This is a genomic window from Chitinophaga pinensis, from assembly GCF_007896845.1.
GTDB classification, from domain to species: domain Bacteria; phylum Bacteroidota; class Bacteroidia; order Chitinophagales; family Chitinophagaceae; genus Chitinophaga; species Chitinophaga pinensis_C.
Genome location: NZ_VOHS01000021.1, coordinates 1 through 23270 on the forward strand (window position 1 = coordinate 1; position 23270 = coordinate 23270).

Consider the following 23270-nt stretch of genomic DNA (forward strand, 5'->3'; position numbering starts at 1 on the left):
CCTTGCATTGACAGGCACATAGCCCATTGCATGGCGGACGTGATGGTAGAAAAATGTGCAAACATGATAATGGAATTCAGAGATAAACCTATCTGATAGGCCAATTCTGCCAACGGAGGAATAAACGCCGTTTACGCTGCCATTCAGTACGAAAAAAATAGCGGCTCAGATAATACCTCTGTTCGTCTCTTTGCATGGAGGAAAAAACAGGGCCGGATACCATAGATCAGGTTCAGTATATTTTCAAAGAGCGCAAAAGGCAGATTCAATAGTCCTCTTTTACGACCTTTGATACCACCTGCATATTTATCAACAAGTTCCAGATCACTGGCCTGCTGCTGATTATCGCTGGCAAAAAAAGCGTTACTCAATGCCATCACATGATAGCAGAAGAAGGACTTAATGTATTAGTAGTATAATCGATATCATAGTACATTTTCTGACCCTGATCATCAGTATAGCCAGCAAGGCATGTACTACTGCAAACAGAGGGAATACCAGTTGACCTGTACGGCTGCGCCGGATCTGGTGGTGATAAAAACGCCGCCATTCAGATCACCGATGATCAGCCATAATACCGCAATACTACCACCTGCAAATAACGGGATGATCAGTGCGTTAAAGAAGTGGTTGCGTAACGCTTCCTTATTGATCAGAAACAGACATAATACTGCCAGTGTACTATAAAGTGTCACCGTATTACCAATCATGGGATCAGGTGCACCGAAGACAGCGCCGATCCCGCCATCAGGAAACGCTTTTAAACGGATCAGTACAATACCTGCACAAAATAAGAGGAAGAGCACAGACATGCCGGTATACAGATATTTCACCAGTGTAAGTGGTACGGAAAAGTTAATAGGCAGATCTCTTGATGCCGAATGAATGGCCGCTTCTTTTTATAAGCAATCGCAATCCAGACAAACAGCACGAGCAAAGCACCATCTGTAATAGCAGAAGTCAGTAAGAAATTGGTAGGATCTGAAGCTGTAAGGACTTACATAATGAAATACCAATGCATAAACAGTAGATACAAGATGGCCGGTAAATAAGCAAGGGAGCAGTGATAACGCAGGCTTTTATTATACGCAGCCACAAAGGCCAGCGTTGTCATCAGGATGATCTTGAAATAGGTATTGATCGCCAGTGCGGGATTAACATAAGTCATCTTTATCAGCTGCTGTATCTGACCCGGCCAGACATGCTCACCAGGGATGCCGGTCACCAGTACCGTCAGATAAAAAGATAGAACGACCCCAATATCCGCAGTGCTAAAAAAGCAACATCTCTGCGGGGTTTCGGTATCTCCTCAGCAGAACGTGCTTCACTGAAGAATAGTTTATAAGCCCTTTCATCCGGTTCGGTGATCTCCTGATATTTCCCATACAACAATCTTGCTGCTATCCGGTACAACCAGATTGATAATACCCCAAAGAGCAGCGCATATATGGCAAATATCAACAGCGATCGCAATACCGGTGGCTGCATCCCTGCGAAGATAAAAATGCTGTCATACTCCCAATGGGCAGGATGGATGGCGTCAGTCTGCCGGAAATGATTTTCCTGATACAAATCATATAGAAAAAAAGGGGCAAATACAGCAAGGCGGTGATCAGCGAGGAACATTTACGAACATGATATTTACCGGACCATACACGAGGCAGTTAACAGCAGCTATTACGATTAGTACCATCGTTGAGCGGAAATGCAGGTTTTTCCCGGTCAGCAGGAAAAATCCTGCGCAAAGGATTGCATTGATCAGAATAGCCAGTATAATGCGGGCTAAAGGTGGTGTATTATCCAACGGGTCCCGCTTTACATAACCGTGGAATAAAACAATACAGGTATATTCATAAGGGCAATTTAACCGGGGTAACGAAAGCTGATTAAACACAAATACTAAAAGAGGCCCGCCCGGAACGACGAGCCTCTTTTTTGAGGTTGTCTATAAAGTTAACCTCTTATTGTATAACCGGCAATACCAACCAGTTTGTATTTATAAAACAGGGGTTTTCCGGCTCAAAAACCGTTCATCTGACCGGCAGACTGACTGACAAATAAAACTGCGGGAATTTCACCTGAATTTCATTACATTTATAACAACAGTGAATGTTTGATGATGTTCTAATCTTATCAGCTACCGAATGACGCCAGATCGTATCAGACGGTACTTCCTTTTCCCCTGTATGCTGCTACTCCAACTGTATGGCTGCAAAGGTGATAGAACAATCAGGCCATCCGGTAAGGTGTATATCTACAGGGAGAATGGTAAGTATACATTATATCGAAACAGTACCCCGTTCCTGGTAAAGGGAGGAGCCGGTTACACAAATATGTCCACGTTGAAAGCAATAGGAGGTAATACCATCCGTACCTGGGATACCACCAATCTGAAAGCAATTCTGGATGAAGCTGCTGCCAACAACCTGGCCGTCATTGCCGGCTTTTATGTTCCTGAAAGCAAATATCTGGACCATTTTTACCGCGATGAAAAGAAAGTGGAAGCACAATACAATGCCTTCCGTAATGTCGTATTGCGTTACCGCTCCCATCCCGCTTTGTTGATGTGGTGCCTCGGAAACGAAGTGGACTTCCCTTACAGCCCTAAATACAACCGTTTTTATACCGTTTATAACCGGCTGCTCGACATGATACATGCCGATGACCCTGACCACCCTGTTACCACGGCCATGATCAACTATCAGTTCAGAAATATCATGAATATCAGGTTGAAGATACGTGGACTTGATCTGCTCTCCTTTAATACTTTCGGAGACCTGAAAAAGCTTGACGAACAGTTGTCCGCTAATGAGTGGTTATGGAAAGGACCCTTCCTTATTTCGGAATGGGGTATCTATTCTCCGCAGGAATCACGGACCACAGCATGGAGTGCTCCTATTGAGCCTACCAGTACAGAAAAAGCAAAATATTATCATGAATTCTATACGAAATACCTCCCGGTCAACAATCCACGTTTCCTTGGCGCACTTACCTTTTATTGGGGATATAAGACAGAAGTTACACCTACCTGGTACAGTATAGTCGGTCAGCAGGGCGCACGGACAGCCATGATGCAGGAAATGGAATCCTGCTGGACCGACAGGCAACCGCAGCATCCGGCTCCGGCTGTGGAACGCCTGCTGATAAACGGCAAGAAACCAATAGATAACATTTTCCTGTCTCCCGACACGGTACAAACAGCTGAATTGAAACTGGCAACGACGGATACCGCCCGGCTCCGTATTCTATGGGAAGTGACAGATGAGGACTTTGACCCGGATACATCGCGACCATGCACGTCTACGATGCGGGTATCACTCCTCAGAACAGCGCACGGATCACCTTCCGCACGCCCGAAAAAGAAGGCCCTTATCGCATCTATTCATGGGTCTATGACAGATATGGAAATATTGCAACGGCTAATACCCCCTTTTACATAATTGAAACAAAAAAAAAATACGGGTACGCGTATCCCGTCCTACGCGCATTGAGTTATTGATCCTTCGGTTTATTATTGTAACCGGGACAATCAGTATGGGTATACTCCTGTACAGCCTCTTCAATCCTGCCAACATAGGAAATAAACCCCTATACTGGCTGATGATGTCGGGCATCATTTACTTTTGCCTGAAAGTGCTGCACGAATGGTACCACTACTTTTACATCTCCATACCCACACGCCCCCGTACTAAAATAAATCCTACCGTAGATATATTTACCACCTTCTGCGCCGGAGAACCCTATGAAATGATCATAGAAACGCTCACCGCGATGCAGGCTATTACCTACCCGCATACCACATGGCTTTGTGATGAAGCGGATGATCCTTATCTCATAGAAGTATGTAAACGACTGGGTGTACGACACGTAACCAGAACCAACCGCAAAGACGCCAAAGCCGGCAATATCAATAACGCCTTACAGTATGCTACCGGCGAACTCTGTGTGGTAATGGACCCTGATCATGTACCTGTGCCTGAATTTCTGGACCGGGTGGTCCCCTATTTCGTTGATCCGGACATTGGATTTGTACAGATCGTACAGGCATACGGTAACATCGGCGACAATATCATTGCCAAAGGTGCCGCACAACAAACCTTTCAGTTCTATGGTCCCATGATGATGACCATGAACACCTATGGTACCGTACAGGCCATAGGCGCTAATTGTACCTTCAGGAGAAGCGCACTCGATGCTATCGGCGGTCATGCCGCCGGACTCGCAGAAGACATGCATACCGCCATGCAGTTACACGCCAAAGGATGGAAATCAGTATATGTACCGGAAGTGTTGACACTGGGGCTGGTGCCTGCTACCCTATCGGCCTATTATAAACAGCAACTGAAATGGGCAAGGGGTACCTTCGAACTGCTGGTCACTACCTATCCAAGACTGTTCCGGAAATTTACGTGGCGACAAAAGCTACATTACGGTACACTTCCTTTTCATTACTTCTCTGGTGTAATGTCTTTCATTAACTTTCTGGTACCGGTGCTCGCACTGGTACTCGGGATTATTCCCTGTCAGTTCGACCTGCTTTCTTTTGGTATCATCAGTATCCCCTTTCTGGCCAGTACGATACTGGTCAGACATTTTGTACAACGTTGGGTGATGGCAGAAGAGGAAAGTGGTTTTCATATAGTCGGCGGCTTACTACAGATAGGCACGTGGTGGATCTATGTACTGGGTCTGTTTTATACCATCATCCGTAAAAAAGTGCCCTATATACCGACGCCAAAAGATGACAGGGAAGCTACCAGCTGGAAACTGTTTATTCCTAATGGCATTATTCTGCTGGTCTCTGTGACAGCAATTGTCTATGGACTATGGCTGGACTGGAACCCTTATTCATGGGTGATGGCAGGCATTGCATGCATCAATTGCCTGATCATGTTGTTTAATATCCTCGCAGGTATCTGGAAAGGCCGTATGAGTGATCTGGCACCACAGACGACCATGGAGTATATATATCACCACTACTACGCCGTCAAAGTAAGACTATGGAAATTAAGACACGGCGTCTATGTGATGATGCGTAAGTCAGCTATGTCACTCACGCTGATCGTCTGTGGCTTCACCTCATGGTTTATTTACGAAGATAATAAACCGCCTCCTGCTTATCAGTCGGCACACACTTACAAAGAAAATGTTTTCTATACAGGGATATTCAGTCCGGCAGATACAGGCGGAATGACTGCTATGGAACATGTGATGCATTATGTTGCCGTAAAAGGTGCTCCATTCAATATTATTTCCTGTTATATCCCATGGGGAGACACTCCTGCCTGTTTACCAGATGATTCATTGATGAACGAGATCTATGCATTTCATGCTGTTCCGATGATCACCTGGGAACCATGGGCAGCCCTTTTTAAAGACGACCGTAAAGATTCTTCTCTGCGTAAAGAGCAGAAAATAATGGCGCATATCAGCAACGGAGATTTTGATAGCTACCTGCAGCAGTTCGCACAACGTATTATCGCCCTGCGCCGGCCTGTATTCATACGCTTTGCCCACGAGCCGGACAATCCGGCTTATCCATGGTCTGCAAAAGGACATAACAAAGCGACGGAGTATATTGCGGCATGGAGATATGTACATGACTTCTTTCAGCATGCGGGCGCCAGAAATGTAGTATGGGTATGGAACCCATGGAAAGCAGATGCGGTAAACAGGTATTTCCCCGGCAGAGAATATGTTGACTGGCTGGCAGTGACTATTCTTAATTATGGACGACTGAATCCCGACGGACAATGGTATAGCTTCAGCCAGTTATACCAGCCTTTTCATGCACAGACGCTTTTCCGGTCGGGATTACCGGTGATGATTGCCGAAACGGGTTCTCTCGCAAGAGAACCGGGACAAAGTGGTTGGTTACAGGACGCCTTTGCCGATATTACTGATCATTTTCCGGAGGTAAAAAGCACGATTCTCTTCAACAGCAGTTTTGATAAAAACACCATTGGCGGCACAACTGTAGATATGCTGAACTGGGAATTACTCGAACCTTCTGCACCATTGTCACTGCTCAATGATTTGCAAAAGAATAGTGCGGCGCCAATGAATAGTCAGGTCATGTTACCCGCTGTCAATATGGTGACGCACAGACAAAACACACTACTGAGCGACACCATCAGAGGCGTTATTTATTCAAAAGGAATACCCTGGTTCAGAAACCATCATACACTGACGCGGAAGGAAGTGATGGCGGATCTGCAATCCATGCAACGCGTCGGCATCAATACAATCAGACGATATGGTCCCGGCGTATATGATCACAATATCTTTTCTGTTGCTGCTCATCTGGGCATGCTGATACAATATGGTTTCTGGATGCCGGAACCGTCCCTTGATCAGGGAGTGGAAAAATGGCCGGAAGACTATATCCATACTGTTGTAAATACTGTCAGAAAAAATAAAGACAACAAAAATATCATCGGATGGCACCTCGGAAATAATTACTGGGAAGCGCTGGACGACAGGTATATTGCTCCATCCTTACTTTATCATCAGGACCAGTACATACTATGGCTGCGTAAGCTGGTACAGCAGATAAAAGCAGCCGATCCCGGCAGGCCTGTTACACTTGATGTACCGGAGGGACGCCGGTTCTCGCTCACTGTACAAACTATCGCAGATGCTATTCCGGAACTCTCCGCAATAGGACTTGTATCACCAGAAGATGCCGGCGGTGGTAGCATTACGGTTACAGATATTCCTTATTTCTTCAGCGGCATTGATGTCGATAATTATATTTCAGCCAAGAGGAAAGGCCCGGTTTTTATAGTGGCATGGCAGGATACGCAGACAAGGGACGCGCTTACTTTTAACGGACTGACAGACCTTGATGGTAATTACAAACCCGATGCCGTGCGCCTTGCACAATACTGGCATGGTCGTATGCAGGCACCATCCCTACCTGCTATAGAAATACTGAAACCGGCAAAAGTGACTGATCCCGGTGCTGTGCTGACCTATAGCGCATTGGTATTTGAAAAAGGACAATGGAACCTCGATGGTTACTTCGATCCGTCATTGCATTTTGAATGGTACCTGTACAAAACAGACGGATGGGAAAATGGTATTTATATGGAACATGCAGGTAGTGGACCTGTACTGCAATTATCTGTTCCGGAATCGCCGGAATTATACCGGTTGTATCTTGTAGCAGGGAAAGGACAATACGTAACGACTGCCCTTTCTAACCTGAATACACCACTGATAAAATAGTACTCATTATTTATCCAGTCCAAAGAAGCGGCAGGCTTCCGACGGACTATCATACTCCGTTGCTGTCAGTCCCAATAGTCTGGGAAACCTGAATGTCAGCTGAGGAATTGTATGTCCGCCACCTGAAATACTGATGAATTGAACAATAGTACGTCCTTCTTTGGTCCATTTACGTTGTGATACAACGGTGGATGCGGTTGCAGGTGTCTCTTCCATAGCGTTGTTCCTTGCTGCAAAATGTTGTGCGGTAGCAAGCGCTGAAATAGCGGTGCCTACTTTCTTAAAGAACAGGTTCACTTCTCCCCCGTTGTAAGGAATGATCTTATCCGCTGTACCGTTAACCATCAGTACTGGTGGAGTAGTGCCATTCATGGTGCAGGAGCAGGTAGCTGCATCCGGCAGACTGGCACAGACGGTAGCAATACCCGCTACTTTTTCAGGCGTTTCCATGGCCAGCCGGAACGCCATTTGTCCACCGTTGGAATAACCAAAAACAAAGACCTTTTCCGGGTCAACATGGTATTGACGCTCATAATAGGCAATCAATGCGTGCAAAAAGCCCATATCGTCAATATTCAGCTGCTTTGCCTCAAAAGGAGCATCTATACGGCAATCATTCCAGTTGCCTTTATATCCGTCAGGATAAGCTACGAGAAAACCATCTTTATCTGCCAGCTGATCAAAGCGATAACCGGTCCATTCCCTGAAACGTTTCCCGTCCAGACCGGAGCCATGCAACATAATGACGAGTGCAGGCCGGGGAAGTGGTTTAGCCGGCACATATGACAGAAAGCGGCGTTCCAGTTCACCGACCTTTATAGTGGATGAGCTGATGTTGGCACCGAGTTGCGGGATTCGGGGTATCGGTGCATAGATATAGTAACTGTACAAAGCGGTAATAATGACCAGTAATACGGCGAGGCTGATAAGTCCGATCTTCAGTAAATACATTGCTGATAGTTTTAATTTCCTGTAATGCCGCAAACTTATGTACATTAGTTCCCGCTTTCGTATTGATAAGTAAAAGGTTAGCGCTAACCTTAAAGTAACTGCCTGAACTATGCACGAGTGTAATTTAAAGGATCCGATATCCGATCAGCAATGTGTAGACATGATCAATGCTGTGGGAGATTCCCTGTATGTTATCGGAGGAAAATGGAAACTAAGGATCATCATCGCACTTTCCAACGGAAAGAAACGTTTCAATGAATTGCAGAAGGCATTGAATGGTATTTCTGCGAGGGTGTTGTCAAACGATCTGAAGGATCTTGAGCTGAACGGTTTTGTCCGCAGAATTGAACGTAGTGAATCCAGTAACTTACTGGTAGAATATGAACTACTGGAATACAGTCACACGCTGACGAATGTCATTTTTTCGCTGAATGAATGGGGCACGATGCATAAGAAAAAGATCATGCATAAAGATTGAAAAAAATAGCCCCCCCAGGAATGGGGAACGGCCTAGATTAAAACAGAAAATCTTTATTACATCATCTTACGATATTTCTTGTGTAATTGTACGGCAGCTTTCACCGGATCTCCCTGTGGCTTTACGGCATATTTATCATGCCCGTTTGCCCACTTCCATTCGAATGTCTTCACCTGCTCTTCAAATGCCTTTAAATCGGCTGTTTCGCCCTTTTTAAGGCTGGACTCCAGCAAAGTGAAAAACTGCTGCCAACGAGGCTTATAAAAGCCTTTAATCAGTCCGTTCCACTGACGGTTTGAATATTCATGTACCGGACTATCCTTATCTCCCCATAAAGTCACCAGATCTTTTGCATTGAACTCATACAGGTCCTGCTCTGCCGGTGTAATACCATTACTGCGGGCATCACTGACCCATTTGCCCAACAGAAATCCTTCCTGTGTGCCCAGCAACATGTCCATATCATCCAGCAATCCGAGGAACTGTGCGCTATATTGTTTAAACGCCGCAAGGTCTTTATTACGGTAAGCAGCAGCTACCCGTTGTTGTAAAGGACTGGCATAGTTACCCAGCGCCTGACGGGTCACGTCTACCAGATCATACTTAAATCCTTCCGTTGGTTTCACCTGTGCGGCCGCACTGATGAAAAGATCCCATGCCGGTACTAATTTAGTGGGATCATATTCCAGTTTTGTTTTTACTCTTTCTGCGGCTATTTCCAGTGTTGGTCTGGCAACGATGATCGACTCAGGTGCACCTTCTGTCGGACCACCCACGTACACCGTATGATACAGGATCTGCCATGCCTTGTTCACCGCTTCATTTTCTACACCGTAGCGCTGCTTTGCATACGATTGCAACCATGCATCTACGTTGATCGGCTGATCTCTCCATACGTTATCTATCATCAGCTGGTACAATGCAGGATTCTGCTCAATACCTTCCGGTGTCAGACCAATCCCGGACATTTTACCGGAAGCCGGATCATGTAATGCCGTAGCCGGATCGTGCGCAGCTGCATCCATACTACCCCACATACCGGTATTGCCACCGAAGTTGTGCAGCATGTTCCAGATCCATGGTTTGCCATAATAGGCCTGTGTATTCTTCCATTCAGGATGACTTTCACTATAGAGATCCAGTACAATCATATGATCATCAGGCACTGCATTCAGCAAAGCGCGGATCTGTGGCTGATGCCAGTAACTGGCATTATAGTGAAACATCCATCCCTGCATTACCCAGACTGCTTTCGGATCAGCGGCTGCCATAGACGCATATACCTTGCGGCTCATAGCGTCGAGGAAAGAAGAGTCACTGGAAGGCGGCACATTCTCATTGAAAGTATCAGCTGAGTAAAAGTGATCCGTACCAAAAGCTTTAGTCTGTGCTTCAAGGAATTTCTTACCGATCTTATCAAACATCGGACTGTTTGGATCGAGTATATATACATCCGGGAAACCTGCGTCCCAGTTGGTCGGCTTTACGATTTCATCCGGATACTTGTCTTTAAATGCTGGTGGTACGTGTCCTGTAAAAGCAGGTAATACCGGCAACATACCCATACTACGTTCTGCTGCCAGAATCTGTTGCTGTAAAGCTTTGTGGCTATCTTTCCAATGTTGTGGCAACGGACCACCCCACGCATCAATATTCCCCATCCATAGCCAGGAGAAATAAGCCGGTCCGCTGAAAAACTTGTCCAGTTCTGCATCTGTAAAGCCCATTTCCTTATAAACTTCCTGCCAGATAGCTTCCTCACCGGTAAGCGCCAATGGCATGTTGATGCCATTCATCGCCATCCAGTCTATTTCCTGCTGCCATCTCTCCCAATTCCACCAGCTCATGCTATATTGGAAGGTACAGTAGTTGATATAATAGCGGTATTTATACGGCGTCACATGATGCTCTTTCACCTTTACAGCAGGCAATACAGCCGGCAGGTGCAGATTTGTACCGTTCCAGGTAATAATTGAATTACAGTAATTTCTGAGATAGTAGTTCAATGCTGACGCTACGCTTACGCCGTTGTTTCCACGCAACACAATACGGTTGCCATTACTTTCTATTTCAAATACATCCTTTCCGTTATCTGCCGGCAGGTACTCGCAGGTAAAAGCAGTAGCTCTGTCCTTTACGACCCTTTTCAAAAACGCCTCCGTAGCGGCCTTGTCCAGCTGTGCAAACGCAGGTAATCCTGCGGTGCTGAGTAACAAGGCAGCAATGATCTTTTTCAATTGCATGAAGAAACTACTTTAAAGGAAAATGGCGGACAATGCCAACCATTTTCCTTCAGTTTGATGAATGATAGTTGTGTTAGTAATTCTCGTTTTGCTTCAGTACACCATTGCTTTTATCAATCTCTGTTTGTGGCAATGGGAAATAATAATGCTTAGGTCTGATGAAATTACGTGCCTGTACCAGAATATTACCATCTCTGCCATACTTAGGTTTGTTATAGTAGGTGGTGATATCCAGCAGACCGGCTTTGTCCCAGCGCATCAGGTCCTGATGACGTTCATTTTCGCCACTCAGTTCCATACGACGCTCGTGAATAACAGCTGGCATACCAGCACCGGCTACATCGCCCAGACCAGCTCTTTTACGAACTTTATTAATCTCTGCATCACCAGCACCTGCACCTGTGGTACGGATCTTTGCTTCCGCTACCAGCAGCATGATATCTGCTGTTCTCAGCAAAGGCGTTTTCAGTGAATAGTTAAGACCACCGTTAGGTTTCCAGTAAGAGAATTTACGGAAGTGATAACCGGTTTCTGACATGTTTGCATTGTATGTTGCGATAGAAGAACCGATATTGATCTTGTCACCCGGAGACATAATCGATACTGCTTTACGCGCATCATTCTGTTCGAATTCATCTACGAGCTGCTTCAATGGCTGGTGGAAGTTCCATCCGTTCCATTCACGCGGCGTATAGTAGGTAGTAAAATCTGAATAACCCCAGGTATCGCTTGTCTGCACCGCAAACAGCATTTCATCATTGTTACTGGTCTCTGGTGTAAAGTTAGCTACATAAGTCGGTGCAAGATTATACTTGCCGCTGTTGATCACTTTCTCACCATAGATGATCGCCTGATCCAGTTTCTCCCAATACATATACAGCTTACACAGTAACCCCCATGCAGTACCTTTTGATACACGACCCCTGTCAGCACCTTCGTAACTATCAGGCAGGAGATCTGCTGCAGCCAGCAGGTCTGTCTGGATCATACCACGCAGACTGTCGATGCTTACTTTCGGTTTGTTGTAATTACCAGTCAGTACATCATCTTCAGATACTACCGGCGCTTCTCCGTATACCAGCATCAGTCTCCAGTAAGCAAATGCCCGCAGGAAGCGGGCTTCACCCAGACAACGGTTTTTGATTGCCTCATCAATGGAAGTGATCTTTGGTATGTATATCAGAGCACTGTTTGCACGGTTGATCATTTCATATTTCCATCTCCAGCCAAAACGCACCTGTGCATTCGCCGCATCATAGGTGAGATTTTCGATGGCTACATCTTCAGAGTGGTCACCCGCACGATACTGATCATCAGAAGGATCGTCAAAGGTAAATTCGGCGTGTCCTGTGAAATCTTCTTCCAGCAGTACGTTATAAATACCGGTGATACCATTGATGGCGTCTGACTGGTTACGCCAGTACGTAGCGGTCGTATAGGTACCTTTTGGTGTTACATCCAGAATGCTATCGCAGGAAGTCATGGAAGTAAACAGTACCGCGGCTATAATTAAAAGTTTATTACGATTTTTTGTTGTCATGATCCATTGGTTAAATGAAACTTAGAAATTCATTGAAGCACCAAATGTTATACTTCTTGCCTGTGGATAGGTTGCTACGTCCACACCTCTCTGCTTGTTACCATCTGTATAACCCAGTTCCGGATTCAGACCGGAGTAGTTGGTGATGATGAACATATTTTGTCCGGCAACATACACACGGATACCGGGTGCATTTGACTGGCCACCCCATACTTTCGCAGGAATGGTATATCCCAGTGAAACGTTGCGCAGTGCGAAATAGTTACCTTTTTCAATGAATCTGTCTGACGTACGATAGTTACCATTGTTATCGCTCAGTGTCATACGGGATACGCTGTTGCTGGTACCCTCACCATGCCAGCGGTTCAGCTGTTCTGCATAGTAGTTGTATGAATAGGTTGGATCCAGACCCTGCATTTTATCAGCGTTATACAGTTTTACACCTGCAACACCGGTAAAGGAGAGGTTCAGGTCAAAACCTTTGAAGTTACCACCTGCCTGAAAACCATATTGCATACGAGGATTAGGGTCACCCAGATAAACGCGGTCAGCTTCAGTGATAGCGCCATCGTTGTTAACGTCTACGAAACGTACATCACCCGGTTTGATATTCGCTTTCCTGCCATCTTTAGCAATGTAAGGGTCGTTATCAATCTGTGCCTGATTCTGATACAGACCAGCTGTTTTCCATCCATAGAAAGAAGCGATAGGCTGTCCTTCGTAGGTACGGGAAATCTCCTGATTCTGGCGACCGTAGTTAGATGAACCGATATAAGAATTGCTTGAATACAGTCTGGTTACTTTGTTCTTCAGTAAAGTGGCGTTAGCAGCTAAGAAATAAGTAAATGCTTTTTTGCCACCCTGATAGGAAACTTCAAACTCCCAACCATGGTTATTCAGACGGCCGATATTCTCATCAGGTACAGTAGATGTACCGTGCAGGTCCGGCTTTGCAGCAGGTACCAGCATGTCAATAGTATTCTTATTGAAGTATGTGATAGTACCATTCAGCGCGTTATTCAGGAATCCGATTTCCATGCTGATGTTGGTCATGTGTGCCTTTTCCCAGGTAATAGCGTTGTTGGCAAGACTGGAGTTCCAGATACCGGTATACGGTACATCACCGAAGTTATATTTACGGTTTTTGACAACAGTAGCGAGGTACTGGAATTCAGTTACGTTCTGGTTACCCAGTACGCCCCAGCCACCAGTCAGTTTCAGGTTGCTGACAGTATGTACATTATTCCTGAAGAAGGTTTCATCAGAAATACGCCATCCTGCAGATACGGCAGGGAAATATCCCCAGCGGTTACCCGGTGCAAATCTGGAAGAACCATCTGCACGCATGGTGGCGGTCAGCAGGTACTTACCTTTAAAGCTATAGAAACCTCTTACGAATCCTGATGCCAGTATGTTGGTTGCATAATAGTTACCAGCTGCATTATATACGATAGAACCATTATCCAGTACCAGCACATAAGGAGATTCATCATCAAAGCCATTACGCTGTGCATTGAAGTAGCTACCGGTATATTTCTGGTAGGAAACACCGCCTGTCAGGGAGATCTGGTGTTTCTGTGCAAGGGTCTTATTATAACTCAGGAAAGCCTCTCCCAGATGTTGGTTGGTGCTGGTGTTCGCCTGATTTAATTCCGCGTCATCACGAGTACGTACCTGTGTCAGCGTTTTTGGCAGGAAGCTGAAAGAGTTGCTCAGTGTTCCGTCAAATGCGTAGTTCAGACGCAGTTTCAGGTCTTTGATGATCTCTACTTCTGCAAACGCATTTGCAAGGATACGGTAGTTCTTTATCCAGGCATCTGTTGTTTCAGCGGTATATACCGGGTTATTGATATCACCCAGTTCATTACTACCCTGAGCAGATCCGTAGTTACCCAGTTCATCCTTCACAGGAACAGCAGGGTTGAAACGCAGGGCGCTGAAGATAAGACCTGTTTGTGAAGAATAGGTATCCAGTGAATTACCCTTACGTGCGGTCAGCTGCAGGTTCTCTCCTACTTTCAGACGGCTGTTGATTCTGTGTTCAGAATTGATACGTACGGTGAATCTTTTGAAATAGGTATTAGTGATCAATCCTTTTTCATCGTAGTAACCCAGTGAGAACAGGTAGTTAGAAAATGCACTACCACCTTTGATGGATACATCTGCATTAGTGACATGACCGGAGTTGAATAATGCTTTCTGCCAGTCGGTACGCTGTACAGCATAATATGGATCCTGCCAGATAGCCGGTACGGACAGACCGTCATTGGTATAACGTTCCTGTTTCAGTTTTACCAGATCGGGCGCTGTGAGCAGAGGCAGATATTTACGTACGTTGGATACACCACGATAGATGTTTACGGAAGTATTCAGCTTTTCGTTGTAAGTACCTTTTTTAGTAGTAATGATGATGACACCGTTGGCAGCACGGGTACCATAGATCGCAGAAGAAGACGCGTCTTTCAGTACTTCCATGGAGGCGATATCGTTGTTATTGATATCACTCAGACCAGAAGAAGCTGCGGGCACACCATCGATAACGATCAGTGGTTCTGAGTTATTGATAGTACCTGTACCACGAATACGGATACTTGGCGTTGTACCCGGAGATCCATCCGAACGAACGATATCAACACCCGCTACGCGGCCCTGAATGGCCTGTGCAGCATCACTTACCGGCAGGTTTTTGATATCTGCACCTTTTACGGTGGAGATGGTACCGGTCAGGTCACGTCTTGTCTGTACACCGTAACCTACAACCACTACGTCATTCAGGCTGGTCGTGCTGGTAGACAGGGTAATATTATTCAGATTGCCCAATGCACTGACAGTCACCGGAGAGAAACCGATGGTCTTGAACACCAGTGAGTCATTGTTTTCGACTCTGATGGAGAAACTACCGGTAGCGTCAGTGGTAACACCTCTGTTTTTGCCTTTTACACCTACGGTAACACCGATCAGTGGCTGGCCTTTATCATCTTTTACTTTCCCCTTTACAGTGATCGCTGTATCTGCGGGCAGTGACAACATATCGCCTGCCAGTGCCATATCAGCGATGACGTTCCGGGTATTTTTGGTAATGATAATCTGTGTTTTATTCTGCTCGAAGTTAAAATCAGATGTATTCAGCAGCTGTGCCAGCACTTTATCAACCGGCATATTGCTGACATGCATGCTTACCGGAGCAGCCGCCTTGATGTGAGAGGAATTATAAACAAAACGGAATGGTGTCATCTGCTGGATCCTTTCCAGCACCGCTGACAGCTTCATATTGCTGACAGTCAGGTTGATCTTTACTTCCCGGATATCCTGTCCGTCTGTATTATTGGCGAACAGGGAAAAAGAAAAGGTAAAGGCAAATATCAATATATAAACCGAACATCGCATGAGAAATAATAAGAATTGGATACACGATCCCCGTGTATGCGCTGTTTTTTCCATAACTTTAATACGATTTGTTGTTAGTAAATAATGAATCCAGGGTATGCAGGTTTGGCGACATGAAATACCCTGTACAGGCGTCCCCTGTACTCAGGTGCAGGGACGTTTTGTTTATATTACGTACTGTTTATACTCTGCGGCATATATGTCCAGATGGTTTTTCTCTTCCTTAATTACATGACAACCCGTGGTTTCTGTTTCACTGACAACCTTTTCCTTCCAGCGTCACAATGCTACTGTCTGCACTGAAGGTATACGTTGCATTATTGATCTTACACAATAGATCTATCACACGGGATACTGCTGATTCTTTCTCAAAACTTGCAGTGATCATACACTGCTCTAACGTGTTGTTGGCGAATACTACTTTAACATTGTACTTTCTGTTGATGGCACGGGCGATTTCCCCGAAAGACTGATCATAAAACTCCAGTTGTCCGCTTGTCCAGGCATGTGCAGTGGCTGATGCTACTTCCTTCAGTACCGGTGGATGCTGGCTCGCATACTTCAGTTGTTTATTGGATGTCAGTACAGTAACTGTTTTTGTTTGTTTGTCCTCCAGTCTGACTTTACCACTTGTTACCGTGATATAAAAAGGCTCGTCCGGATAAGCTTTGATATTGAATGCGGTGCCCAGTACCTGTGTCGTCATATCACCTGACTGTATGATAAAGGGTTTCTCCGGATCGCTGGCTACATCGAAATAGGCTTCCCCTGTCAAATCCAGTTTACGTTCACTGAAGAAAGGGAGATCGGTATATACAAGGCGGGTTTCTGCATTGAGCCACACCTTGCTGCCATCTTTCAGCACGATCTGCTGCGGATGTTGTGAGGCCCGGTATACCTGCCTGTTGCTGGAGAACAGGATCAGCAGTCCCCCTGTAAGCAGCAGCAATGCGCCTGCCGCAATCTGCCATACTGATAACCGTTTCATCAATGACCGGCGTGAAACTGCCTTTATCCTCTGATCTATCTGCCTTTTCATTCTTGCCTCCAGTGCAGCTTCTTCTTCTCCCGGCAGTGCTATGCTCAATTCCTGCTGATTAAATGAATAATACCATTTTTCCAGCAAGGCATGCTCCTCAGGAGTAGCGGTACCCTTCAGGTACTTCGCAGTCAGATCAGTCAGCTGTTCTTTAGTCATAATTTCACAGTAAATGCAGATAAGAAACGTTTCCTGACAAAGCACAGCAAACCGTATTCTTAGTAATAGTGTAAAAAAAGGGGCCCTACCCTACCTCTCTGAAAAAATATTTTTTGAAAATTTCCGGTCAGAGGAACCAGACCATATGTTTCAGTTGTACACGCAACTGACGGAGCGCTCTTGTAATGTGCTTTTCAACTGCTTTGGTGGAGATATTCAGTTTCTCGGAAATATTCTTATTTCCCAGCCCTTCTTCCCGGCTGTAATGAAATACAAGGCGGCATTTTTCTGGTAAGCGGTTGATTTCCCGGTTGATTTCATCCTGTAGCAATCTGCTTTCAGCGGAAGGCTGTTCTACCGGCAATGACAGGAGTTCTTCGAGAGAAGTGGTACTATTATGCGGTTGTGCAAAATGATGAAAAACGGCATATTTGGTCGCCGTGGCGAGATAGGTGTACAGATATTTGATGTCGGAGCGTTCGCGGGCAGCCCAGAGGCTTGTAAAGACTTCCTGCACAATATCTTCTGCTGCCTCACTATCTTTCAGATGGTAAAACGCCAATGCATATAATTTACGCCAGTAGCGAAGGTAAATTTCGTCGAAGGCTTTTGCGTCAGAAAGCCTGACCCTGTTGAATAATTCATTGTCCTCCAATACGCTGTATGACATAGGCGCCGGTAAAAAGTGACTCAAAGTACCAATAATAATTTTCAATTCCAATACACCGCTTACCGGCAAAATATAAATTTAATTCAGACTGTATCTCTGCTACTTCCTTAGCACCCACACAGCTGATACCAACCTGCAATAATACAAACAAAAGTAATATATCACTACATGCAACAGGTAGTCCCTGACAGAACCGGACGCTTTTTATACTGAATGTGCGACATATAAAAACAGGCTGCATCAGCCTAATAATGCACATAACAATATGATTATTAAATAATTAATCATTAATTCTATTCATTTCCAGTGATTCATCGGGGAAAAGTAAAATAGCGCCAGATGCGCTGCCTAATGCGAATTTCTATTACTTTTGCAGCCGGTATTTTTTCTAAGAAAAGGTATAGACACAGTTAGTAAAGCATGCATATATTACTCAAAAACGTTCAGGTAGTCGCTCCATCGTCCCCATTTCACGGACAGCAGCAGGATATTTTAATTGAAAACGGCATCATCCGCCAGATAGGGACAGGGCTTTCCGCTCCTCAGGCAAGGGTTGTTTCCGGAGATAATCTGCACGTATCCCTCGGATGGACAGACCTTTTCGCTCATTTCAGCGATCCCGGTCAGGAATATAAAGAAGACCTGCAGAGTGGTGTTGACGCTGCTGCCAAAGGTGGCTATACTACCGTTATGATTGTGCCAAACACCCAGCCGGCCCTTCATACAAAAGCACAGATAGAGTATGTGATCAGCCGTACACGCCACAGCGCGGTACAGGTATTGCCTATCGGTGCGGTAACCAAAAATCTGGAAGGGACTTCCCTTGCAGAGATGTACGAAATGAGACTGGCGGGTGCAGTCGCTTTCTCAGACGGATTGAAACCAATCCAGTCTCCGGGCATCATGCTCAAAGCGCTGCAATATGTAAAGGCAGTCAATGGTACGATCATCCAGTTACCGGATGACCACAGCATCTCCGCTCACGGTCTGATGCACGAAGGTATCTACAGCACCCAGCTGGGTATGCCGGGTAAACCTGCTATCGCAGAAGAACTGATCATCCAGCGCGACATCGAGCTGGCACAATATACCGACTCCCGTATCCACTTCACGGGTATCAGTACACGTAAATCAGCAGAACTCATTGCAAACGCGAAAGGAAAAGGTATTAAAGTGACCTGTTCCGTGACGCCTTATCACGTTTCCCTGACAGATGCTCATCTCCTCTCTTACGACTCCAATCTGAAACTGAATCCTCCGCTGCGTACCGCAGAAGATGTACAGGCCCTGCGGGATGCAGTAAAGAATGGCGTTATCGACTGCTTTGCCACCCACCACCTGCCACAGGACTGGGATGCCAAACAGGTTGAATTTGAATATGCAAAGAATGGTATGATCGGACTGGAAAGCGCTTTCGGGGTACTGCATAAGCACCTGCCTGAAGTACCGGTTGAAAGACTGGTAGAGATGCTCTCCGCACAACCAAGAAAGATTTTCGGACTGCCGGAATTGTCACTTTCTGAAGGCGCGACTGCCAATCTGACTATATTCAATCCTGAAGAAGAGTGGGTACTCAGCACAGCGCATCTGGCCAGCAAGTCTAAAAATTCAGCGTATATTGGCGCGGAATTGAAAGGCAGTGTGAAAGGAATCATCAACGGCCAATATGCCCAACTTTAAAACAGTCATTCGTGTATGAGTAATGCAACATATCCTAATCCCGGTATAAAATGGGGACTGATAGCCGCTGTAGTGGTTATTGCTACCGGTATCGCCCTGTATTATACGGATCAGCCTATATTTTTCAGCCTGAGATTCAACTTTATACAGCTACTGATCTGTGCTATCGCCGGTTTACTGTCTGGTCTGGAACAAAAGAGACGTCAGGGTGGCTTTATCGGTTTCAAAGCCGGTCTGCAGCCCATCTTCATGACTTTTGTGATCGGCACGCTGGCGGGTACAGTCCTTACCTATATCATTGTCAACTTTGTAGATCCGGAACTGCCGGCCCGTATGAAAGCAATGGACCTGAAGATACTCGATGAGATGTCAAAAACCCATCAGGGCCCCGGCGTTACAGAAGCAGATCTCGACGCCCGGCTGACCGAACTGAAACAAAGCGACTACAGTATCACCTTCGTAAGAAGCATGCTATCCTATTTTACCGGATTATTCCTTGACTTTGTGATTGCTGCAATACTGGCGGCTGTTATCCGCAGAAAGCGTATTGCATAGATTGGCACTTAATTAGATAGATAAGCATCCTAAACACATTGTTATAAAACATGGATATTTCCGTAATCGTTCCCTTAAAAAACGAAGAAGAATCACTGCCTGAACTGGCTGCCTGGATTGACCGTGTCATGCAGGAGCATCGGTATTCATATGAGGTATGGATGATAGATGATGGCAGCACTGATAATTCCTGGGATATCATTCAGCAACTCGCAGCCGGCAATCCAAATATAAAAGGCATCAAGTTTCAACGTAACTACGGTAAATCCGCCGCCCTTAATGAAGGCTTCAGAGCTGCACAGGGTGACGTCGTGATCACCATGGATGCCGACCTGCAGGATAGTCCTGACGAAATTCCGGACCTCTACCGCATGATCAAAGAAGATGGCTTTGATCTGGTAAGCGGCTGGAAAAAGAAACGTTACGACAGTGCACTCACCAAAAACCTTCCTTCAAAATTATATAACTATACCACTACCCGCATGAGCGGTGTAAGGTTGCATGACATGAACTGCGGACTAAAATCCTACAGCCGTAAGGTCATTAAAAGCATAGAAGTATATGGAGAAATGCACCGTTACATTCCGGTTATTGCCAAATGGAACGGTTTCAGAAAGATCGGCGAGAAAGTGGTAGAACACCGTGCCCGTAAATACGGCACCTCCAAGTTTGGGCTGGAACGCTTTATCAATGGCTTCCTTGACCTGGCTTCCATCATGTTTATCAGCAAATTCGGAAAACGTCCGATGCACCTCTTCGGTGCACTGGGCACACTTTCCTTTATACTCGGTTTTGGTATCTCTGTATACCTCGCCATTCAGAAATTTGCCTACTCCCAGTATAAGATGACCGAGCGTCCTCTCTTCTATCTGGCCCTGCTGGCAATGATCATAGGGTCACAATTGTTCCTGACCGGCTTTATCGCCGAGCTGGTCACCAGAAATGCACCGGAAAGGAATGAATATCTTGTCGAATCTATCCTTGATCGAACTAAATAACAGCAGATGGCAAAAAAGAAAATTCTGTTTCTCGGTCCGGCGTGGCCATTCAGAGGTGGCTTGTCTGCCTATAATGAAAGACTCGCGGAAGAACTGCAAAAAGATGCAGAGGTTGAAATCTGGACATTTACCGTACAGTACCCCTCTTTCCTTTTTCCGGGAAAAAGCCAGTTTACAGATGCTCCGGCGCCTGCAAACCTACGCATCCGCAGACTGATCAATTCTGTCAACCCGCTGAACTGGATCAAGGTAGGCCGCATGATCCGTAAATGGAAGCCCGATCTGATCGTCACCAAATACTGGCTCCCACTCATGGGACCATGTCTGGGTACATTACTCCGTCTGGGTAAAAGTAAACATACACGGGCAGTGTCCATTCTTGACAATGTGATACCTCATGAGAAAAGACCCGGTGATGTGCCATTTACAAAATATTTTCTCAAACCCGTAGATGCGTTTATTGCGATGAGCCAGTCTGTACTGGACGATCTGCGTCAGTTTGAGCCCGGTAAACCAGCCTCTCTCATTCCGCACCCGGTATATGATAACTACGGTACTCCTGTCTCTAAAGCAGTGGCAAGAGAACACCTGAAACTGGAGCAGGATAAAAAATACATCCTGTTTTTCGGCTTTATCCGTGAATATAAAGGACTGGATCTGTTGCTGAAAGCGATGGCCGACGAACGTCTGAAAGCAATGGACGTACGGGTGATCGTTGCTGGCGAATTCTATGGAGACTCTGCTCCTATTATGAAATTGCTGGATGAACTGAAACTGGGTGAACGGGTTATCCTGCACACGGACTTCATTGCAGAAGACGCTGTAAAGGACTACTTCTGTGCAGCTGATCTGGTGGTACAACCTTACAAAAGCGCTACACAAAGCGGTATTTCCCAGATAGCCTATCATTTCGAAAAGCCGATGGTAGTTACCCGCGTAGGGGGTCTTGTTGAAATGGTGCCAGACAACATCGTTGGTTTCCAGTGCGAACCGGAACCGACCGATATTGCCGCCAAGATTGCAAAATACTATACCGATAACCGCGAGGCCGACATGACCGCCGCTGTCCGTACAGAGAAAAAGCAATATTCATGGGAAAGACTGGCCGGAGAGATTAACCGATTGGTTTACAGTAAATAAGCTCATTTATTATACCCTATAACCGGAAAGATCTGTAAAAGGTCATTCCGGTTATTTTTTTGCACCAGATATATAAGTAATATTTTAACTTCTTTTAAACAAGATCGCGAGATACGCATGCGCAATTGTTTTATCTTGCAGCACTTATAAAAACGGAATTACTGTGATTTATCGTAGCAAAGCACCATTACGCCTGGGCCTGGCCGGAGGCGGAACAGATGTAAGCCCCTACTCTGACATGTACGGCGGCGCAATCCTTAATGCCACCATTTCCCTTTATGCCCGTGCAGCCATCGAACCAATAACTGAAAACAAGGTTTACTTCGATTGTGCTGACAGGAATGAAACACTGGTATGCGATGCTAACTTCCCGCTTCCGCTGGATGGTAAACTGGAGATACTGAAAGGTGTGATCAACCGTATACATAAAGACTATGGCATCCCTTCCGGCTTTAAACTGACCACGTTTGTAGATGCACCTGCCGGTTCCGGTCTGGGTACCTCTTCGACACTGGTAGTAGCTGTATTGGGCGCCTTTGCTGAATGGCTGAAGCTCCCGCTGGGTGAATACGATATGGCACATCTGGCCTACGTGATCGAAAGAGAAGACCTGAAACAGGCGGGCGGTAAACAGGACCAGTATGCGGCTACCTTCGGTGGTGTAAACTTCATGGAGTTCTACCATGACGATAAAGTAATCGTGAATCCACTGCGCATCAAGGATAAATACCTTGATGAACTGGAAAACAACCTCGTACTGTACTATACTTCTACCAGCCGTCTTTCCAGCAGTATCATTTCCGAACAACAGAAAAATGTACACGAAAAGAAAGAAGCTTCCATTGAAGCGATGCACCACCTCAAAGAACAAGCAGTCATGATGAAAGAAGCCCTTCTTCGTGGTAGCATCGATAAAATTGGCGACATTCTTGATTACGGTTTCCAGCACAAAAAGAACATGGCGAAAGGTATTACCAACTCACAGCTGGATAATATCTATGAAGCAGCCAAACGTGCCGGCGCATCTGGTGGAAAGATTTCCGGTGCAGGCGGCGGCGGATTCATGATCTTCTATTGCCCGGGTAACACCCGCTATCAGGTAGTGGAAGCTCTGAATGCTTTCGGCGGACAAGTTAAACGCTATCACTTTACGCACAATGGCGTGAATAGCTGGTGCATGTAATTCTACAATTGAACAAC

The 23270-nt window shown here is 45.7% G+C and carries 19 protein-coding genes; 8 read left to right on the forward strand and 11 right to left on the reverse strand.

From position 1 onward, the window contains the following. Positions 1–143 precede the first annotated feature (143 nt). From FEF09_RS19190 to FEF09_RS19210, 5 genes are all read right to left on the reverse strand, one after another. Positions 144–371 carry a hypothetical protein gene (locus tag FEF09_RS19190; RefSeq protein WP_146306619.1) on the reverse strand — a complete coding sequence of 76 codons (228 nt, stop codon included), beginning with the start codon at positions 369–371 and terminating at the stop codon, positions 144–146. Positions 372–476: 105 nt separating this feature from the next. Next, the gene (locus FEF09_RS19195) at positions 477–833 is read right to left on the reverse strand and encodes a hypothetical protein (RefSeq protein WP_146306620.1); all 357 of its coding nucleotides are present in this window, start codon (positions 831–833) and stop codon (positions 477–479) included. Between the two features lie 164 nt (positions 834–997). After that, a complete protein-coding gene (locus FEF09_RS19200) occupies positions 998–1225 on the reverse strand; it encodes a hypothetical protein (protein WP_146306621.1) in 228 nt (75 codons plus the stop codon). Positions 1226–1233: 8 nt separating this feature from the next. After that, the gene (locus tag FEF09_RS19205) at positions 1234–1626 is read right to left on the reverse strand and encodes a hypothetical protein (protein ID WP_186774410.1); all 393 of its coding nucleotides are present in this window, start codon (positions 1624–1626) and stop codon (positions 1234–1236) included. Further along, the gene (locus FEF09_RS19210; RefSeq protein ID WP_146306623.1) at positions 1613–1804 is read right to left on the reverse strand and encodes a hypothetical protein; all 192 of its coding nucleotides are present in this window, start codon (positions 1802–1804) and stop codon (positions 1613–1615) included. Before FEF09_RS19210 ends, FEF09_RS19205 begins: the two co-directional genes overlap by 14 nt. A gap of 538 nt (positions 1805–2342) precedes the next feature. On the opposite strand from FEF09_RS19210, the gene FEF09_RS19215 reads away from it, so the two are divergent. Beyond that, on the forward strand, positions 2343–3440 hold the full coding sequence (locus tag FEF09_RS19215; RefSeq protein ID WP_186774411.1) for a glycoside hydrolase family 2 TIM barrel-domain containing protein: 1098 nt from the start codon (positions 2343–2345) through the stop codon (positions 3438–3440). Between the two features lie 94 nt (positions 3441–3534). Then, on the forward strand, positions 3535–7230 hold the full coding sequence (locus FEF09_RS30805; protein WP_186774412.1) for a glycosyltransferase family 2 protein: 3696 nt from the start codon (positions 3535–3537) through the stop codon (positions 7228–7230). A 6-nt stretch (positions 7231–7236) separates the two neighbouring features. On the opposite strand, the gene FEF09_RS19225 is transcribed toward FEF09_RS30805, so the two are convergent. Continuing rightward, entirely contained in the window at positions 7237–8181 is a 945-nt protein-coding gene (locus tag FEF09_RS19225) for an alpha/beta hydrolase family esterase (RefSeq protein WP_186774413.1), read from the reverse strand. A gap of 109 nt (positions 8182–8290) precedes the next feature. Between FEF09_RS19225 and FEF09_RS19230 the strand changes: the two genes are divergently transcribed. Further along, entirely contained in the window at positions 8291–8659 is a 369-nt protein-coding gene (locus FEF09_RS19230; RefSeq protein ID WP_146306626.1) for a winged helix-turn-helix transcriptional regulator, read from the forward strand. Positions 8660–8715: 56 nt separating this feature from the next. Here FEF09_RS19230 and FEF09_RS19235 read toward each other — a convergent pair whose 3' ends face one another. From FEF09_RS19235 to FEF09_RS19255, 5 genes are all read right to left on the reverse strand, one after another. Further along, entirely contained in the window at positions 8716–10902 is a 2187-nt protein-coding gene (locus tag FEF09_RS19235) for an alpha-N-acetylglucosaminidase (RefSeq protein WP_146306627.1), read from the reverse strand. A gap of 73 nt (positions 10903–10975) precedes the next feature. Beyond that, positions 10976–12442 (reverse strand): RagB/SusD family nutrient uptake outer membrane protein, encoded by a 1467-nt coding sequence (locus FEF09_RS19240; protein ID WP_146306628.1) that lies wholly within the window; start codon positions 12440–12442, stop codon positions 10976–10978. Positions 12443–12463: 21 nt separating this feature from the next. Further along, positions 12464–15829, reverse strand: a complete 3366-nt coding sequence (locus tag FEF09_RS19245; RefSeq protein ID WP_186774414.1) for a TonB-dependent receptor — start codon at positions 15827–15829, stop codon at positions 12464–12466. A 253-nt stretch (positions 15830–16082) separates the two neighbouring features. Next, a complete protein-coding gene (locus FEF09_RS19250) occupies positions 16083–17027 on the reverse strand; it encodes a FecR family protein (RefSeq protein WP_146306630.1) in 945 nt (314 codons plus the stop codon). 127 nt (positions 17028–17154) lie between these two features. Further along, the gene (locus FEF09_RS19255) at positions 17155–17697 is read right to left on the reverse strand and encodes an RNA polymerase sigma-70 factor (protein WP_146306631.1); all 543 of its coding nucleotides are present in this window, start codon (positions 17695–17697) and stop codon (positions 17155–17157) included. A 420-nt stretch (positions 17698–18117) separates the two neighbouring features. Between FEF09_RS19255 and FEF09_RS19260 the strand changes: the two genes are divergently transcribed. The 5 genes from FEF09_RS19260 to FEF09_RS19280 all read left to right on the forward strand — a co-directional run bounded on the left by FEF09_RS19260 (position 18118) and on the right by FEF09_RS19280 (position 23253). Beyond that, a complete protein-coding gene (locus FEF09_RS19260) occupies positions 18118–19377 on the forward strand; it encodes a dihydroorotase (RefSeq protein ID WP_146306632.1) in 1260 nt (419 codons plus the stop codon). A gap of 15 nt (positions 19378–19392) precedes the next feature. After that, positions 19393–19932, forward strand: a complete 540-nt coding sequence (locus FEF09_RS19265) for a DUF4199 domain-containing protein (RefSeq protein WP_146306633.1) — start codon at positions 19393–19395, stop codon at positions 19930–19932. A 50-nt stretch (positions 19933–19982) separates the two neighbouring features. After that, positions 19983–20930, forward strand: coding sequence for a glycosyltransferase family 2 protein (locus FEF09_RS19270; protein WP_146306634.1), 948 nt, complete (start codon positions 19983–19985; stop codon positions 20928–20930). A 6-nt stretch (positions 20931–20936) separates the two neighbouring features. Further along, complete coding sequence (locus FEF09_RS19275) at positions 20937–22070, forward strand: glycosyltransferase (RefSeq protein ID WP_146306635.1); 1134 nt, start codon at positions 20937–20939, stop codon at positions 22068–22070. Positions 22071–22233: 163 nt separating this feature from the next. Further along, positions 22234–23253: a dehydrogenase gene (locus tag FEF09_RS19280; RefSeq protein WP_146306636.1), complete on the forward strand. Its 1020-nt coding sequence runs from the start codon at positions 22234–22236 to the stop codon at positions 23251–23253. Positions 23254–23270 lie beyond the last annotated feature (17 nt).

Coding starts and splice junctions, on each gene's coding strand:
- FEF09_RS19235 (WP_146306627.1), bottom strand. CDS start 10,902: ATGCAATTGAAAAAGATCATTGCTGCCTTGTTACTCAGCACCGCAGGA.
- FEF09_RS30805 (WP_186774412.1), top strand. CDS start 3,535: ATGGGTATACTCCTGTACAGCCTCTTCAATCCTGCCAACATAGGAAAT.
- FEF09_RS19260 (WP_146306632.1), top strand. CDS start 18,118: ATGCATATATTACTCAAAAACGTTCAGGTAGTCGCTCCATCGTCCCCA.
- FEF09_RS19205 (WP_186774410.1), bottom strand. CDS start 1,626: ATGTTCCTCGCTGATCACCGCCTTGCTGTATTTGCCCCTTTTTTTCTA.
- FEF09_RS19255 (WP_146306631.1), bottom strand. CDS start 17,697: ATGTCATACAGCGTATTGGAGGACAATGAATTATTCAACAGGGTCAGG.
- FEF09_RS19245 (WP_186774414.1), bottom strand. CDS start 15,829: ATGCGATGTTCGGTTTATATATTGATATTTGCCTTTACCTTTTCTTTT.
- FEF09_RS19275 (WP_146306635.1), top strand. CDS start 20,937: ATGGCAAAAAAGAAAATTCTGTTTCTCGGTCCGGCGTGGCCATTCAGA.
- FEF09_RS19270 (WP_146306634.1), top strand. CDS start 19,983: ATGGATATTTCCGTAATCGTTCCCTTAAAAAACGAAGAAGAATCACTG.
- FEF09_RS19265 (WP_146306633.1), top strand. CDS start 19,393: ATGAGTAATGCAACATATCCTAATCCCGGTATAAAATGGGGACTGATA.
- FEF09_RS19230 (WP_146306626.1), top strand. CDS start 8,291: ATGCACGAGTGTAATTTAAAGGATCCGATATCCGATCAGCAATGTGTA.
- FEF09_RS19240 (WP_146306628.1), bottom strand. CDS start 12,442: ATGACAACAAAAAATCGTAATAAACTTTTAATTATAGCCGCGGTACTG.
- FEF09_RS19225 (WP_186774413.1), bottom strand. CDS start 8,181: ATGTATTTACTGAAGATCGGACTTATCAGCCTCGCCGTATTACTGGTC.
- FEF09_RS19250 (WP_146306630.1), bottom strand. CDS start 17,027: ATGACTAAAGAACAGCTGACTGATCTGACTGCGAAGTACCTGAAGGGT.